We start from the raw sequence: 14,522 nt of genomic DNA, 5'->3' as shown, positions 1-14,522 counted from the left end.
GCCGCGGTGGTGAGTGGAATGCCGGGCCGCCCGCCCGGCCTTGGACCGCCGGCCCGACATGCGCCGAGCGGGGACCGGACGCGGCGGTCGTGATCACCGGTCCGGCCCGTCCCCGTCGCGCGGGGACCGCGCGCCGGTCTTCGCGCAGGCGAGGATCTCGGCCCGGAGTTCCCCGTCCGGCACCGCGCGGGACAGGATCAGCGCGCCGACGAGCATCGACAGCGTCCGGAGGATGTCGCAGCGGTCGGGCGGGTCGTCAGGCGACGCAGCGGCAACGGCCGATACCCAGTCCTCGACCGCGTCGCCGAACACCTTCCCCAGTTCGGGACCATGCCGCGGCGCCTCCGCAGCCAGGGACGCGAAGGCGCAGCCCCTGTCGCGGGTGCGCACGTGTGCCGGCGTCAGGTAGCGGGCCGCGACCGCCTCCAGCGCGTCCCCCTCGACGCCGTCGAGGATCTTCGCCCACGCCTCCCGGTTCTCCTGCAACGCCGCCGCCGTCGCCTCCGCGGCGAGGGCCTCCTTGCTGTCGAACTGCTTGTAGAAGCCGCCGTGCGTCAGCCCGGCCGCCTTCATGAGCGCGGCGACGCCGACACCGTCATACCCGTGCTCGCGAAAGGACCGGCCCGCGGTCTCGACGACCGTTCGCCGGTTCCGGGCGGCAACGTCACGGCTCACACGCATAGAAGGGTCCCCCTGGGTGGCTCACGTTCATTTGGATGACGTCTTGAATCTAAAAATTCGCCGAATAGATTTCAACCATCATCTAACGGGGCCCATCAGCGGGCCTCTCGGGCGAAGGACAAGCGACATGGATCTCAAGACGACGACCGCGCTCGTGACGGGCGCTAACCGCGGGCTGGGGCTGGCGATCGCCGACGCGCTGGAACTCGGCGGCGCCAAGGTCTACGTGGCGAGCCGTTCCGGCCGGACCGACGCGCGCGAGCGTTTCATCCCGGTCACGCTCGACGTGACCGATCCGGCATCCATCGCGGCCGCCGCGGACCGGCTCGGGGACGTCACGCTCCTCGTCAACAACGCCGGCATCCTCGCGGGCGGCGGGCCGATCTCGGCGCCAGGCCTCGACGGCGCGCGCGCCGAGATGGAGACGAACTATTTCGGCAGCCTCGCGATGGCCCGCGCCTTCGCGCCGCTCATCGCCGCCAACGGCGGCGGCGCCATCGTCAACGTCGCGTCGATCCTTTCCCACGCCCCGATCCCGCAGGCGGGGACCTACTCGGCCAGCAAGGCAGCGGTGCTGTCGATGACGCAGGCCATGCGCGCCGAGCTCGCCCCCCGCGGCGTGCGCGTCCTCGCCGTCCTCCCGGCCTACATCGAGACGGACATGACCGCGGGCCTGACGGCGAACAAGATCTCGCCCGCCGCCGTCGCGGACGCGCTGGTCGCCGGACTCCGGGGTGACGCCGAGGACATCTACCCCGGCGAGGCGGCAGAGTTCGTCCGCAACTTCTACGCCGACCCGAAGGGCTACGAGCGGACCCTCGCCAACGGGGCCGGCGCCGAGCCGGCCCGGACGGCAGCCCAGTGAGCGCCGGGCCAGTGAGCGACGGGCCGGCGACCGGCGCGGGGGACGTCGCAACGCGCGCCATGCCCGCGCTGCGGTTCGGACTGGCGCGGCCCGAGGACGTTGCCGCCCTGACCGGCCTCGAACAGCTCGAGGCGATCCTGCGCGGCGATCTTCCGGCACCGCCGATGGCCGCGACGCTCAGCTTCTGGATCGAGTCCGTCGGCGAGGGGAGCGTCGAGTTTCGCGGCGAGCCGGAGGCCGGCTTCCTCAATCCCATGGGCACGGTCCACGGCGGATGGGCCATGACGCTCCTCGATTCGGCCCTCGGCTGCGCCGTCCATTCCACGCTCAGGCCGGGCGAGACCTATGCGTCGCTGGGCACGGAGGTGAAGTTCCTGCGCCCTCTCCTTCCCTCGACCGGCCAGATCCGCTGCACCGGCACGATCGTCTCCCGCGGCCGGCGCACCGCGACCGCCGAAGGCCGGCTGACGGACCTTGCCGGCCGCATCTACGCCTCCGGGACGACCACCTGCTTCATCCAGGCGGCGGAGGGCCGAGGCACCGGGACCCCGCCCGGCTGACGCGGCGAGTGGTCCCCGCGCGAGGTCCGTCCCCGGTGCTGTCGCTGTACGGTGGCTTGTCGTCGTCCTCCCTGTGCAGCCGCAAGTCATGAGAGCCGGCGTCGCCGTCGACCGAAGCGCTGGCATCGCGGGGCTCGCGGTGCTCACGCCTTAGGCAGCCCCATCCCAAATTATAACTACGGTGCAGAATATATAGCTTTGCACCAATCACGACATTTGACTTTCAAAACTATCATAGCAATTCTCCTGCTATGAAAGCAGGGACGAAAAAGCTCCTTCTCGATGAGATCGTCGCGGCGTGGGGCCGGGCGCCGGCGACGCGGCAGAAGCCGAAGTACGTGCAGCTCGCCGACGTGATCCAGGAGGTCATCGACGAGGGCGAGTACGAGGTGGGCGACCACCTCCCGAGCGAGATCGACATTTCCAACGCGATGCCGGTCGGCCTCAGCACCGTCCAGAGCGCGATGAGCCAGCTCGTCGAGAAGGGCATCGTCACCCGGCGGCGCCGTCTCGGCACCCTCATTGCCGATCCGAAGCGGCAGGCGCCCGAAGTCCACCTCTATCGGTTCCGCGACCCGGTCACGAACGAGGTGGCCCTGCCGTTCACGCGCGCGCTCGGGGTCGAGCGCATCCAGACCGCTGAATTCGGCGCCCTGCTCGCCAGTTTCGACAACGAACAGGCCATCCGCCTCGACCGCCTCGTGTGGGTGGCCGGCTCGTCGCCCGGCTTCAGCTCCGTCTTCATGCGGCTCGAGCATGCGCAAGGGCTGCTCGACGCTCCCCTCGAGACGCTGCACGGCCTCTCCTGCCACCGCCTGCTGCAGGAGGAGTCCCGGACCCGGATCGCCGCCACCCGGCATGGCGCGCGCGCCGACCTGCTGAGCGCGCGGGCCTGTGCGGTTCTCGATCTCGCCGCTCCGCACGTCGGCCTGGTGTGGGAGGCACACGACCTCGATGCGGCGAACAACGTCGTTCTCGCCCAGCGTCTGGAGCTGCCGCAAGGGCACCGCCCCATGGAGCTGACCGAACTCAAGTAACGCCGGCCATCAATCCTCTCGCACCCGTGGAGCCCCTATGAGACTGATTGCGCTTGCTGCGGCCACATTCGCCCTCTCGACCTCGATGGCCCTCGCCGACTGGCAGCCCGACGGTCCGATCCGCCTCTGGATCGGCTTCGGTGCCGGCGGCGGCACCGACACCCAGGGTCGCGCGCTCGCCAAGGAGCTCGGCGAACGGCAGGGCTGGACCGTCATCCCGGAGAACAAGGGCGGCAACGACGGCGCCGTGATGTCGTCCCAGCTCAAGTCGGTCGAGCCGGACGGCCAGACGCTCGGCTTCTCGATCGAGACGACCTACACCTTCACCACCATCGGCAACGACAACCTGTCGCCGGAGGACTTCACCTACATCACGACGACCGCCGGTTCGCAGCTTGCGATCATCGTACGGGCGTCCGAGGGCTGGACGTCGCTGGAGGATATCCAGGCGGCGGCCGAGGGCGGCACCGACATCGTCTGGGCCAACTGGGGACCGCAGGTGCAGGCCGTCTCGGAGCTGGTCGCGCGCAAGCTCGGGATCTCGGTCAACCATCTCAGCACGAAGGGCGGCCGCGGCGCGATGGACGCGCTCATGGCGATGGATGCGAACGTCGCCTGGGGCGGCGGTGCGCAGCGCGCGCTCGTGGACGCCGGCGAGCTCCTGATCGTCGCGTCGGGAGAGGACCGGCCGCTCGACCAGGCGCCGGACGCGCCGACCCTGCACGACATCGGGATCGATCTGACGCTCGGCTACCGCTTCGTGATCGTCGGCCCGGCCGGGATGGACGACGAGGTGCGCACCACCATCGCCGACGCGGTGGCCGAGATCCTCAACGACCCCGAGAGCGAGACCCGCAAGTTCATCGAGAAGCAGTACCCGCCCGAGCCGGTCGTCCAGTCCGGCGACGCGCTCACCGAGCACATCCTCGCCACCTACGAGGCGAACGTCGAGCTGATGAAGACCTTCGCGGAATGAGCCCCAGGGAGGCGGCCCGGCAGGACGAGGCGGCGGACCTGCCCGACGTGCGCCGGGCCCGGGCCTGGAACACGTGGATCGGCATCGCCCTCCTGGTTCTGGCGGCCGTCTGCCTCCTGGTCTGGTTTCCGCGCGACATCGGCAGCGGCTTCGTCGCTCGCAGCATCAGCGGACGCATCATGCCCGCCGACGCCTTTTTCCCGACGATCCTCGTCTCGCTGATGGTGCCGCTCGCCCTCCTCCTGATCCTCACCGCGCAGCGCCGCGGGCCGCGCGCGGCGGGCGGTGAGCCGGTGGGGCGGATCACGGCCGCAAACGCCGTGTTCCTGCTGCAGTGCGCGGTCCTGATCGGCGCCTCCCTCGCCGTCATGACGGTCGTCGGCCCGCTCCTCGTGCGCCTCCACAACGCGCTCGCCGGCACGCCGATCTCAGGCTACCGCGCGGTCTCGGCGACCTTCCCCTACGACGTTTCCGGCTTCTTCCTCGGGGGGACGCTGATGGCGGTGTGCTTCATCGCGCTCGCGCGGCGCACCCTCAGATGGCGCGACGTGGCGGTAGCGGCCGCGAGCGTTGCCGGGATGATCCTGATCTTCGACCTGCTCCTCGGCAACATTCTGCTGCCGCCGAACGGCGACCTCTGAAAGACGCAGCATGGAGACCGTCCTTCAGTACATCGCGCTCGGGGTGCAATCCGTGTTCGTCGGGCCGGAGGGGGCCCTCTGGTTCACGCCGAGCCTGATGGTGATCGCCGGCGTGGTCATCGGCATCCTCGTCGGCGCGACGCCGGGCCTGTCCGGCCCGTTCGCGCTCGCCCTTGCGACACCGCTCCTCATCTCCGCGTTCGGCTACGGCAACGAGGCCCTCTATCCGATCCTCGGCTGCCTTCTCGGCATCATGAAGGGGGCGACCGTCGGCGGCGCGGTGCCGGCCATCCTGTTCAACACGCCGGGGACGCCCGACGCCTACCTGACGACGCTCGACGGGCACCCGATGGCGATGGCCGGCAAGGGCCGCAAGGCGATCCAGACGGCCCACTTCGCCTCGGTCATGGGCGACAACCTCTCCGACCTCGTCCTCTTCATCGCAGCGCCCGGCTTCGCCATCGCCGTCGAACGGGTGCTCGGCCTTCCGGAGAAGTCGGCGCTGATCATCCTGTCGCTCTGCTTCATGGCGGCGGTCGTCGGCAACGCGCCGATCAAGGGCCTGCTCGGCGGCCTCCTCGGCATGCTCTTCTCGCTCGTGGGATCCACTCTGTCCGGCGCGGGACCGCGCATGACCCTCGGGGTCCACGAACTCGGCGGCGGGATCCCGCTGACCTCGGCGATCCTCGGAGTTCTCGTGCTCTCAGAGGTCCTCGTCAGCATCGAGGCGATGCGGCAGGACCGCCGGGCCCAGATGGTCCCCGAGGGGCCGCGCGAGATGGGGCCGCCGCTGACCTGGCGCGAGCGCTGGCGGATGATACCCGGCATCCTGCAGGGCGGCGCCATCGGCACGGTGATCGGCGCCCTCCCCGGGATCGGCACCACGACCGCCGCGACCCTCGCCTATGACGTCGCCAAACGGCGCTCGCGCACGCCGGAGGCGTTCGGCGCCGGGACACCGGCCGGGATCGTCGCGACGGAATCGGCCAATTCCGCGGTGTCGGGCGCCAACCTCATCCCGGTGATGAGCCTCGGCATTCCCGGCAACTTCGCCGCGGTCTTCATCATTCTGGCGGTCGAGAGCGTCGGCGACTTCACCTTCGGACCCGCCGTCTTCAACTTCACCCCGATCCGCGTGGTCGAGGGATACGGCACGATCCTCAACGAGAGCCTCGTCGTCGCCTTCGGCTTCTTCACCATGATGATGATCGCCAACGTGGTGAACTGGACCATCGGCGGGGGCCTGATGTCGCTCCTCAGCCAGCTCGTCCGGATCCCGAAGGACGTGATGATCCCGGTCATCCTCGTCGTCGCGCTGACGGCGGCGTACGTGCAGGACGGGGGCTATCTCGGCCTCTTCACGGCGCTCGGCTTCGCGCTCGTCGGCTACGTCCTGCGGCGGCTCGAGGTGTCGATCCTGCCGTTCGTCATCGGCTTCCTTCTGGCGCCGACGCTCGAGGGGCTCTTGCGCGGCAGCTACTCGGCGTCCGGCGCGGACCCCTATTTCCTGCTTCGCTCGCCGATCTCCATCGCGATGCTGGGCCTCGCCGTCCTCCTGATGGTGCGCATGGTCCGGGGAGCACGCGCGGCCTCCCGCGCAACATCAGACATCGCCGCGGTCGATCCATGACCCGCCGGCGCGACGTTCGAACCGATCCCTTAGAAATGAGACGACCATGAAGCTAACCTTGCTCGGCACGGGGACACCCGCCCCATCCCCGAGGCGGCGCAGCTCCGGCTACGCGATCGAGATCGGTGACGACCTGCTGGTCTTCGACCACGGCCCCGGCGCCCACGAGCGCCTGCTTCAGGCCGGCTACAGCGCCCAGGACGTCACGCACGTCTTCCTCACCCACTACCACTACGACCACCTGATGGACTATCCGCGCCTGCTGCTGACGCGGTGGGACCACGGCCCGGCGGGCCAGCCCGAGCTGAAGGTCCACGGACCGCCACCGCTCCAGGCGATCAACGACCGGGTCATGGGTCCGCAGGGGCTTTTCGCCCTCGACATCGCCGCGCGGGTCGACCTGCCGGCATCGCAGGCGGTATTCCGTGCCCGTGGCGGTTCGGGGGCACGACCGGCGCCGAACCCGGACCTCATGGAAGTCGCGCCGGGCGACGTCGTCACGGGGAACGGCTGGACGGTGCGCGTCGGGCCGGCGCGGCACGCGCAGCCGTTCCTGGAGTGCGTCTCCTACCGTATCGAGACCGAGGCGGGGAGCGTCGTCTATTCCGGCGACAACGGCGGCGTCTACGACCCGTTCGTCGACTTCGCGCGCGACGCGGACGTCCTCATCCACATGAACCATTTCCTCTCCGGCACGGAGAACGACCCGGAGTACAGGCGCACCACCGGGAACCACATCGACAACGCCGAGACGGCCCGTCGGGCCGGCGTCAGGACACTCGTCCTGACCCACTTCCTGCCGTCGCTCGATCGCCCGGGCGTCAAGGAGCAGATGGTCTCCGAGATGCGCCCGATCTTCCCCGGCACCATCGTGGTGGGCGAAGATCTGATGGTCGTCCCCCTCGCCTCACCGAAGGCGCACGCGGCGGACTGACGGGCCCTCGCGGTCCAGTCCCGGGTGGCCCGAAGCCCGATCCGAGGCATGGCGCGGCGGACGTGCGGGCGGCCGCACCCGAGCGCCTGTCGAACCGGCGGCGCCGCTGGGTCGCCCAATGCGGACCGCCGACGGGTGCAGCAGGCTCGGCCAGCCTCGCGAGCGGAGGCGCGGCCATGACCGGACCGGGACGTCGCGCCGACCGCCCGGAGCAGACGCCGCGCGATCACTCCGGCTCGCCGAACTCGCGCGCCAGCTGGAACTGGCTCAGGTTGAATGCGATTCCGTTGCGCATGGCGTAGCCCAGTGCCATCGGGTCACTGCGCCGGATGGCTCGCGTGATCTCGTCGAGCTCGTCGCAGACCTTGGCGATCGTGTCGGCCCAGTCGAGTTCGGGCAGTTTCATCAGCCACATGCGCGACGTGCCGTAGAAGAGGTTCCGATGGACCTCGCGCATGCACGTGTTCGCAATCAGGCCCGTCAGGTCCCGGTAGAACTGCAGATTGACGTCGGCGAAGCCGTTCGCGTCCCCCGGCGTGAGGGCGCGGAACCTGTCGCGGTACGTGTCGACCATGTCGGCATGAGCGGCAGTCAGCGGGGTGACGAAATAGGGACCCGTCGCCGCCGCGATCGACATACGGGCGCGGTAGATGTCGACGAGGGCATCCGCGTCGATCTGGGTCACGTGGGTGCCGACGCCGTGGCGCACCTCGACGAGCCCCTCATGCTCCAGCTTGGCGAGCACCTTGCGGATCGGCGAGCGGCTGACGTTGAACTCGGCCGCCAGCACCTCCTCCCGCAGCAGCGTGTCCGGCGGGATCCGGTTGGTGCAGATGCGGTTTCGAAGCGTCTGGTAGATGTTCTCGGCGCGGATCTGCGGTGCCGTGGGGTCTCGGGGGCGCCGTGTCATCGAGGCGTCGCCTCCATCTTGTGTCTTCAACGTCAACGCTCCTCCGCTGTCGCGCGCGCCGTACCGTAACCGCATCGACGCGTCACCGTCTGCCGGTGGGCCTGAACCAGGGTCCCCGGCGTTGCGCGCGACCGGCCGCATCAGCGCGCGATGCGGCGATGCAGCGCGAAGCGGGCGTTCAGGGCGCGCATCATCGCCGCGGCGAGGAGGCTGAGGAGCAGGAAGAAGAGCCCCGCCAGCGTCATCGGCTCGGTGTAGCGGAAGGTGTCGTTGCCGATGATCCGGGCGGTAGCGACGAGCTCGATGATGGTGATCGCCAGCAGCACCGGCGTTTCCTTGAACATGGTCACGAAGTAGTTGCCCAGCGGGAGGATCACCGGCGGGATCGCCTGCGGAATGACGATCCGGCGCAGCGTGTGGCCGATGCCGAGGTTGAGGGCGCGCGCCGCCTCCCACTGTCCCCGCGGCACGTTCGCGAAGCCGGCCCGGTAGACCTCCGCGCAGTACGCCGAGTAGTGGATCCCGAGGACGAGGACGCCCGTCAGGAACGCCGGCAACATGATGCCGAAGCTCGGCAGGAAGTAGTAGACCGCGAAGAGCTGGATGAGGAGCGGCGTGCTGCGGACGAACTCGATGGCGAGCCGCACGGCGAAGGTGAGGCCGGGGACCTCGAGGAGGCCGATGACGGCCCACACCAGTCCCAGCGCCGCGGCGGCGGCGAAGCCGAGGACCGTCACCTCCAGCGTGACCAGCGAGGCCAGCGCCATCGTCGGCAGGATCTCGAACGTGTAGGCCCAGTCCCAGGTCATGCCAGCCTCGCCTTGGTGGTGCCGCGGGAGAAGCGCCGTTCCAGGAGGCGCATCAGGATCGTGATCGACAGGCCGATCGCGAAGTACATCAGGAGGACGATGGTGAAGACCTCGACCGTCCGGTAGGTGGTCTGGTTGAGCTGGTAGGCCGTGTACGTCAGGTCCGAGATCCCGATGAAGGAGACGATCGCCGTCAGCTTGAAGAGCTGGATGGCGAGGTTGCCGAAGGGCGGGATCATGATCCGCAGCGCCTGCGGCAGGATCACCCGCTGCATCCGGCGGAAGGCGCTCATGTTGAGGGCGATCGACGCCTCGACCTGGCTCCGCGGCACCGCCCGCACCGACGCCTCCACGACGATCGCCGCATAGGAGCCGAGGTTCAGCGACACCGCGAGCACGCCGGTGGTGAACGGGTCGATCCGCGGCCCGAACAGCGGCAGCACGTAGAACAGCCAGAAGAGCTGCACGAGCGCGGAGGTGCCGCGGAAGATCTCGATGTAGGCGGTCGACAGCCACCTCACCGGCCCGACCGGCGACAGCCGCCCGAGCCCCGCGGCGAACGCGATGAGGGTGGACAGGACCGCCGACGCGACGAGGATCTTCAGCGTGGTCGCGGCAGCGTCCAGGAAGACGGCGGCGCTGCCGGCGAAGGGCGACTGGACGAAGTAGACCAGTCCCGCGACCACGGTCACGACGAGCGTGATGACGAGCGCGCGGATGGACATGAGCGTGGCCTCTCTGGGTCTGGTGGAACGCGCGCCGCGCCGGGCCGATCTCGGGCGGCGGCGCTAGAGGCCAGCGCCGCAGAGCGTCGCCATGTCGAACGCCGGGCCGTCGTCCGGGCCGAAGCCCCAGGCCGAGGCCATCTCGCCGTAGGCGCCGCTCCCGATGTACGTGGCCTGGATCGCGTCGAAGGCGTCGCGGAAGGCGGCGTTGGCCGCGAGCACCTCGCCGTCGCCCTTCGGGAAGGAGATGGCACCGTGGCCCTTGTAGGTTTCGCCGGCGATCTCGGTGATCGAGCCGGAGCTCTCGACGCCGATGAGCTCGCCTGCGGTGCGCACGATGTCGGCGATGGCGAAGGCCGAGAGGGCGAAGCCGTCCGCACGGCCGGACATGACGGCGGAAATGCCCGCGGCCTTGTCGGAGACCTTCAGCAGCTTGTCGTCGGGCACGCCGTCACGCTTGGCGAGGTCCTCCTCCGTGCCGCCGGCGAGCACGGCCAGGATCGCGCCGTCAGTGGCGGCGATGTCCTTGAAGGTATGGAGCCCTTTCGGGTTTCCGGCCTTCACCACGTAGGCGGCGCCCTGACCGAACGTCGGCTCGGCGAACAGCACCTGCTCGCAGCGCTCCGGGCGGATGTACATGCCGGCGGCTGAGAGATCGATGCGCCCGGCGACGAGGGACGGGATCAGCGCGCCGAAGTCCATCGCGATGTACTCGATGTCGGTGATGCCCATCTCCGTCAGGACGTGCTGGACGACTTCCACCTGCTCGCCGGTAAAGGATCCGTCAGCCTGCTTGTAGCCGTAGGGGGCATAGCCGGCGATGCCGACGCGGACCCCCTCCGCCTTGAACCTGTCGAGCAACGGGTTGTCGCTCGCCGCCGCGAGGGACGAGGCGGTGACAGCGGCGGCGAAAGAGCACGCGCCGATGAAGCGAGCAAAGCCAAGCATTGTGAAGTCCTCTCTGCGTTTCCGATTGAAGCCACGGGGCGCGCGGAGGATGCGGTGATTGCGCGCTCGTTTCTAGAGAAAAATACATGTCTGGCGAAAATTGCGTCACGCTGGCAATCAAATAGCCTTTTCGGTTGCGGATAATATTGAGATGTATACGACTGTTGGCGGAAGCCGGACGGAGGGTCCTCCCGTGGACGCAGCGGTCGTGAACGTGTTCGCAAGTAACGTTCGTCACGCGGACTTTCCGTCGGGCACCGCGCCCACGGGTTATGCTCGGGAGGCCGTAAAAGGACCCGCCCGCGTGGGACCTCACGGGATCATCGGTGACGAGATCGCCGATCCGCGATCCCTCGGACGCGACAATCACGCGATCTACCTGTTCAACCTGGACCACTATGCGCACTTCGAGGCGTTGCTGACCCGGCCCCTGCGGCCCGGAACCTTCGCCGAGAACGTGCTTTACGAGGGGCCGGATGAATTCGCGTTGAGGATCGGCGATGAAATCGGGATCGGCTCGGTCAGGCTCGTTCTGACGACACCGCGAATTCCCTGCCACAAGCTCTGGCACTTCGTTCAGGCCGAGCAGGGGTTTTCCGCGCAGTTCTCAAGAAGCAACCGCACCGGCGTCTATGCGCGCGTGCTGGAAGGCGGCGACATTCGTGCCGGCGACAGCATCGCCGTCGTCCGGAGCGACCCGCGCAACGCGACCATCGCCGAGCTGAACGCCGCGATGACCCGGTTCGACTGCGACGCCGGGCTGCTGACGAGCGTCCTGTCCTCGCCCGACCTCCTGCCGGGCGCCGCCGACGCGATCCGCCGGCGTGTGGCCGGGAACCAGCCCGAGCTCCTCGCCGAACCCGTGCGCGCCCGTGTCGTCGGGTGGCGGCGCCTGTCCCACGATGTGACGGAGCTGCGCATCACCGCGCCCCCGACGACGGACTTCGGCTGGAAACCCGGCCAGTTCCTCACCCTCGCGCTCCCGGTCGGGACCGGCGCGACGCTCTTCCGCTGCTATTCGCTGACCGCGGGACCGCCGGATGCGCCGTTCACGGTGGCCGTCCGCCGCAACGGGGCGGCTGGCCACGCCGCCTCGGTCTCGCAGCACCTCTTCGACGCCGACATGACCGGGACCGCGGTCACCCTCTATCCGCCGTCGGGAGGCTTCTGCCTGCCGGACATTCCCGGGGATGCCGTCACGTATATTGCCGGCGGCATCGGCATCACACCGATTCTCGCCCACCTGCGGCACCTCGCGGCCGGTGCGGCGCGGCCTTCGGTGCGGCTCGTCTACATCGCCAGGGACAGGGCCGCGGCCGTCTTCCACGACGAGCTCCGCGCCTTGGCCGAGGGGTGGGACACCCTCGACTACCAGCTTCACCTGACCCGTCCCGGCGTCGCCACCGCCGGGCGTCCCGATGTCGACACCATCGTGGCCGAGGCGCCGGAGGAGGCGCCGCTCTACGTGTGCGGCCCTCCCGGCCTCGTCCATGCGGTCCGCGCCGCGCACGAGAGGCGCGGCCGCAGCAACGCCGCACTGTTCTATGAGCTCTTCGAGGCCCCCGGCGCGGGCGGCGAGATCGCGGAGACCGTCCCTTGTGCGACCGTGCGCCTCCCGGACGCCGACATCTCCGGCACCTGGCGTCCCCGGGACGGGACGCTGCTCGACTGGATCGTCGCCCGCACGCCCTTCCGGCCTCCGGCGGCCTGCCGCGCGGGCCTCTGCCGGACGTGCATGGCCGTTTTGTCCCATGGCGCCGTCGCCTATCCGGACGGCATCGCGGCGCCCGGGCATGGGCGGGTGCTGCTGTGCTGCGCGCGGCCGGCGAGCGCGGATCTCGCCATAACGCTGCCCGCCACGACCCAACGCCTTCAAACCAGCGAGACACGCGACGTGGAGGAAATCCAGTGACGATCGACAGTGCCACCGCCGTGCCCGCCGAGGCGAAGCCCGCGCCGGTCCCGCCCGCGCAGACGCCGATGGTCCGGTTCGACGGCGTGACGAAGCGCTATGGCGACCTCACCGTCCTCGACGGCCTGTCGCTCGACATCATGCCGGGCGAGATGGTGTCGATCATCGGGCCGTCGGGGTCCGGAAAGACCACGGTGCTGCGCGTCCTCATGACGCTCGAGCCGATCAACGAGGGCGTGATCTACATCGACGGACGCCCGCTGACCCATATGCCGGGCAAGGGCGGCCTCGTTCCCGCCAGCGAGCGGCACCTGCGCCGGATGCGCAGCGAGATCGGCATGTGCTTCCAGCACTTCAACCTGTTCCCGCACATGACCGCGCTGGAGAACTGCGTAGAGGGGCCGATCTACTCGCTCGGACTGCCGAAGGCCGAGGCGCGCGCCCGCGCCGTCGATCTGCTCGAGCTCGTCGGGCTCGCCGACAAGATGAACCACTACCCGATGCAGCTTTCCGGCGGGCAGCAGCAGCGCGTCGCCATCGCCCGCGCCCTCGCGATGCGCCCGCGCGTGCTCCTCTTCGACGAGGTCACCTCGGCGCTCGATCCGGAGGTGATCGGCGAGGTGACGCAGGTGATCCGCACGCTCGTGTCCGAACACAACCTCACCATGCTCATGGTCACCCACCAGATGGGGTTCGCCCGCGATATCTCCGACCGTGTCTGCTTCTTCTCGGCCGGCAGGATCGAGGAACAGGGGCCGCCGCGCGAGTTCTTCACCAACCCGCAGCGGGACCGCACGAGGCAGTTCCTGCGCGCCGTCAAGGAAGCCCTCTGACGACGCCCGCAAAGACAAGGGCGGCGCTCCGGCCGGCAAGATTCGAAACCCGGGTCCGGCTGAAATCGCTGCCCGACGCCGTCATGCGGGCGGACCTCGGGCGGATCAGGGCGTACCCGAAATCGCCGCCATGAACCTGCCCACGGCGGCTTCCGTAGCGCCGGCTTCCTCCATCAGGTGCGCCTCGATCACGCTTGCCAGCTGCGAGGAGCGGCGCCGCGTCGGCCGCATGATCGCGAGCGCGAACTCCGCCTCGACCTGCAGCGGCGATGCGACGAGACCGTCGGCGGCGAAGTGCATCGCCGTCAGCGCATCCACGATGGCGAGCCCGACGCCGGCACGCGCGAACTCGCACGCGAATTCGACGGTGAACGCCTCCAGCCGGCGTCGCCCGAGGTTGCCGCTCAGGTCCCGGGCGAGGGCGAGCGGCGCCCCCTCGAAATTGCTCAGCGTGACCACGTCGTAGGGCCTCAGCGCGGACGGATGGACCGGGCCCGATCCGGCCAGCGGATGGTCCGGCACCGACACGGCGACCAGCGGCAGGCGCATCAGGACCCGCTGGTCCACGCCCCGCTGGGCGGCCGAATGGAGCCCCACGCCCATGTCCGCCCGCCCCGCCGAGACCGCCCGCGCGATCCAGCTCGTGCTGCGCACCGGCACCGACAGCGAAATGTCCCGATGGTGCGCCGCGAACGCCCCGAGCACCGACGGCATCCAGCGATGCGAGAGCAGGGGGAGCGTCGCGACCGTGACGTCGCCATGGTTGTTGTGCCGCAGGGCCTGGGCGAAGCGGTCGAGCTCCTCGATGCCGCCATAGAGCGCCTCGACCTGCTCGAACAGCGCGTCGGCCTCCAGCGTCGGCACGAGCCGGTTGCGCGCCCGCTCGAACAGCACGAACCCCAGCTCCCGCTCCAGCAGCGACAGGTGCTTGCTGACCGCCGGCTGGCTGAGATTGAGATGCCCCGCCGCCCCGGTCACGGACCCGGACCGCATGATGGCGCGGAACACCTCGACCTGGCGTGGAGTCATTACCTCAGTTTCGTGTAGCCGGCGAAAAAGCG

Annotated in this window: 14 protein-coding genes and 1 pseudogene; 9 read left to right on the top strand and 6 right to left on the bottom strand. The window is 69.5% G+C overall.

Translation table 11 applies throughout. The annotated features are described in order from the left end of the window. Positions 1-93: 93 nt before the first annotated feature. Positions 94-681, bottom strand: a complete 588-nt coding sequence (locus DLJ53_RS10805; RefSeq protein WP_111345072.1) for a TetR/AcrR family transcriptional regulator — start codon at positions 679-681, stop codon at positions 94-96. A 127-nt stretch (positions 682-808) separates the two neighbouring features. On the opposite strand from DLJ53_RS10805, the gene DLJ53_RS10800 reads away from it, so the two are divergent. The 7 genes and pseudogenes from DLJ53_RS10800 to DLJ53_RS10770 all read left to right on the top strand — a co-directional run. Further along, positions 809-1,546 carry an SDR family NAD(P)-dependent oxidoreductase gene (locus tag DLJ53_RS10800; protein ID WP_111345070.1) on the top strand — a complete coding sequence of 246 codons (738 nt, stop codon included), beginning with the start codon at positions 809-811 and terminating at the stop codon, positions 1,544-1,546. Further along, complete coding sequence (locus tag DLJ53_RS10795; protein ID WP_244935054.1) at positions 1,543-2,106, top strand: PaaI family thioesterase; 564 nt, start codon at positions 1,543-1,545, stop codon at positions 2,104-2,106. Before DLJ53_RS10800 ends, DLJ53_RS10795 begins: the two co-directional genes overlap by 4 nt. Before the next feature lie 251 nt (positions 2,107-2,357). Beyond that, positions 2,358-3,143, top strand: a complete 786-nt coding sequence (locus DLJ53_RS10790) for a GntR family transcriptional regulator (protein ID WP_111345068.1) — start codon at positions 2,358-2,360, stop codon at positions 3,141-3,143. Positions 3,144-3,180: 37 nt separating this feature from the next. After that, positions 3,181-4,119: a tripartite tricarboxylate transporter substrate binding protein gene (locus DLJ53_RS10785; protein ID WP_211100575.1), complete on the top strand. Its 939-nt coding sequence runs from the start codon at positions 3,181-3,183 to the stop codon at positions 4,117-4,119. Next, a complete protein-coding gene (locus DLJ53_RS10780; protein WP_211100574.1) occupies positions 4,116-4,760 on the top strand; it encodes a hypothetical protein in 645 nt (214 codons plus the stop codon). The genes DLJ53_RS10785 and DLJ53_RS10780 overlap by 4 nt, the downstream gene beginning before the upstream one ends. A 10-nt stretch (positions 4,761-4,770) precedes the next feature. Next, a complete protein-coding gene (locus tag DLJ53_RS10775) occupies positions 4,771-6,390 on the top strand; it encodes a tripartite tricarboxylate transporter permease (protein ID WP_111345066.1) in 1,620 nt (539 codons plus the stop codon). A gap of 46 nt (positions 6,391-6,436) precedes the next feature. Beyond that, a pseudogene (locus DLJ53_RS10770) lies at positions 6,437-7,126 on the top strand (MBL fold metallo-hydrolase); the annotation flags it as partial. A 424-nt stretch (positions 7,127-7,550) separates the two neighbouring features. Here the strand turns inward: DLJ53_RS10770 and DLJ53_RS10765 are convergent. The 4 genes from DLJ53_RS10765 to ehuB all read right to left on the bottom strand — a co-directional run bounded on the left by DLJ53_RS10765 (position 7,551) and on the right by ehuB (position 10,716). After that, positions 7,551-8,234, bottom strand: coding sequence for a GntR family transcriptional regulator (locus DLJ53_RS10765; protein WP_162409089.1), 684 nt, complete (start codon positions 8,232-8,234; stop codon positions 7,551-7,553). 140 nt (positions 8,235-8,374) lie between these two features. Further along, entirely contained in the window at positions 8,375-9,043 is a 669-nt protein-coding gene (gene ehuD / locus DLJ53_RS10760; RefSeq protein WP_111345061.1) for an ectoine/hydroxyectoine ABC transporter permease subunit EhuD, read from the bottom strand. Continuing rightward, entirely contained in the window at positions 9,040-9,768 is a 729-nt protein-coding gene (gene ehuC, locus DLJ53_RS10755; RefSeq protein ID WP_111345059.1) for an ectoine/hydroxyectoine ABC transporter permease subunit EhuC, read from the bottom strand. Before ehuC ends, ehuD begins: the two co-directional genes overlap by 4 nt. 63 nt (positions 9,769-9,831) lie before the next feature. Continuing rightward, positions 9,832-10,716 carry an ectoine/hydroxyectoine ABC transporter substrate-binding protein EhuB gene (gene ehuB, locus DLJ53_RS10750; protein ID WP_111345058.1) on the bottom strand — a complete coding sequence of 295 codons (885 nt, stop codon included), beginning with the start codon at positions 10,714-10,716 and terminating at the stop codon, positions 9,832-9,834. A gap of 304 nt (positions 10,717-11,020) precedes the next feature. On the opposite strand from ehuB, the gene DLJ53_RS10745 reads away from it, so the two are divergent. After that, complete coding sequence (locus tag DLJ53_RS10745; RefSeq protein ID WP_162409087.1) at positions 11,021-12,628, top strand: MOSC domain-containing protein; 1,608 nt, start codon at positions 11,021-11,023, stop codon at positions 12,626-12,628. A gap of 68 nt (positions 12,629-12,696) precedes the next feature. After that, positions 12,697-13,461, top strand: a complete 765-nt coding sequence (gene ehuA, locus DLJ53_RS10740) for an ectoine/hydroxyectoine ABC transporter ATP-binding protein EhuA (RefSeq protein WP_111346215.1) — start codon at positions 12,697-12,699, stop codon at positions 13,459-13,461. A gap of 105 nt (positions 13,462-13,566) precedes the next feature. On the opposite strand, the gene DLJ53_RS10735 is transcribed toward ehuA, so the two are convergent. Beyond that, positions 13,567-14,490 carry a LysR substrate-binding domain-containing protein gene (locus DLJ53_RS10735; RefSeq protein WP_111345055.1) on the bottom strand — a complete coding sequence of 308 codons (924 nt, stop codon included), beginning with the start codon at positions 14,488-14,490 and terminating at the stop codon, positions 13,567-13,569. Positions 14,491-14,522: the final 32 nt, after the last annotated feature.

The sequence above is a fragment of the Acuticoccus sediminis genome, from assembly GCF_003258595.1.
Taxonomy (GTDB): Bacteria; Pseudomonadota; Alphaproteobacteria; order Rhizobiales; family Amorphaceae; genus Acuticoccus; species Acuticoccus sediminis.
Note: the sequence above shows the minus strand (reverse complement) of the source record. Positions and strands in the feature narration are given on the sequence as shown.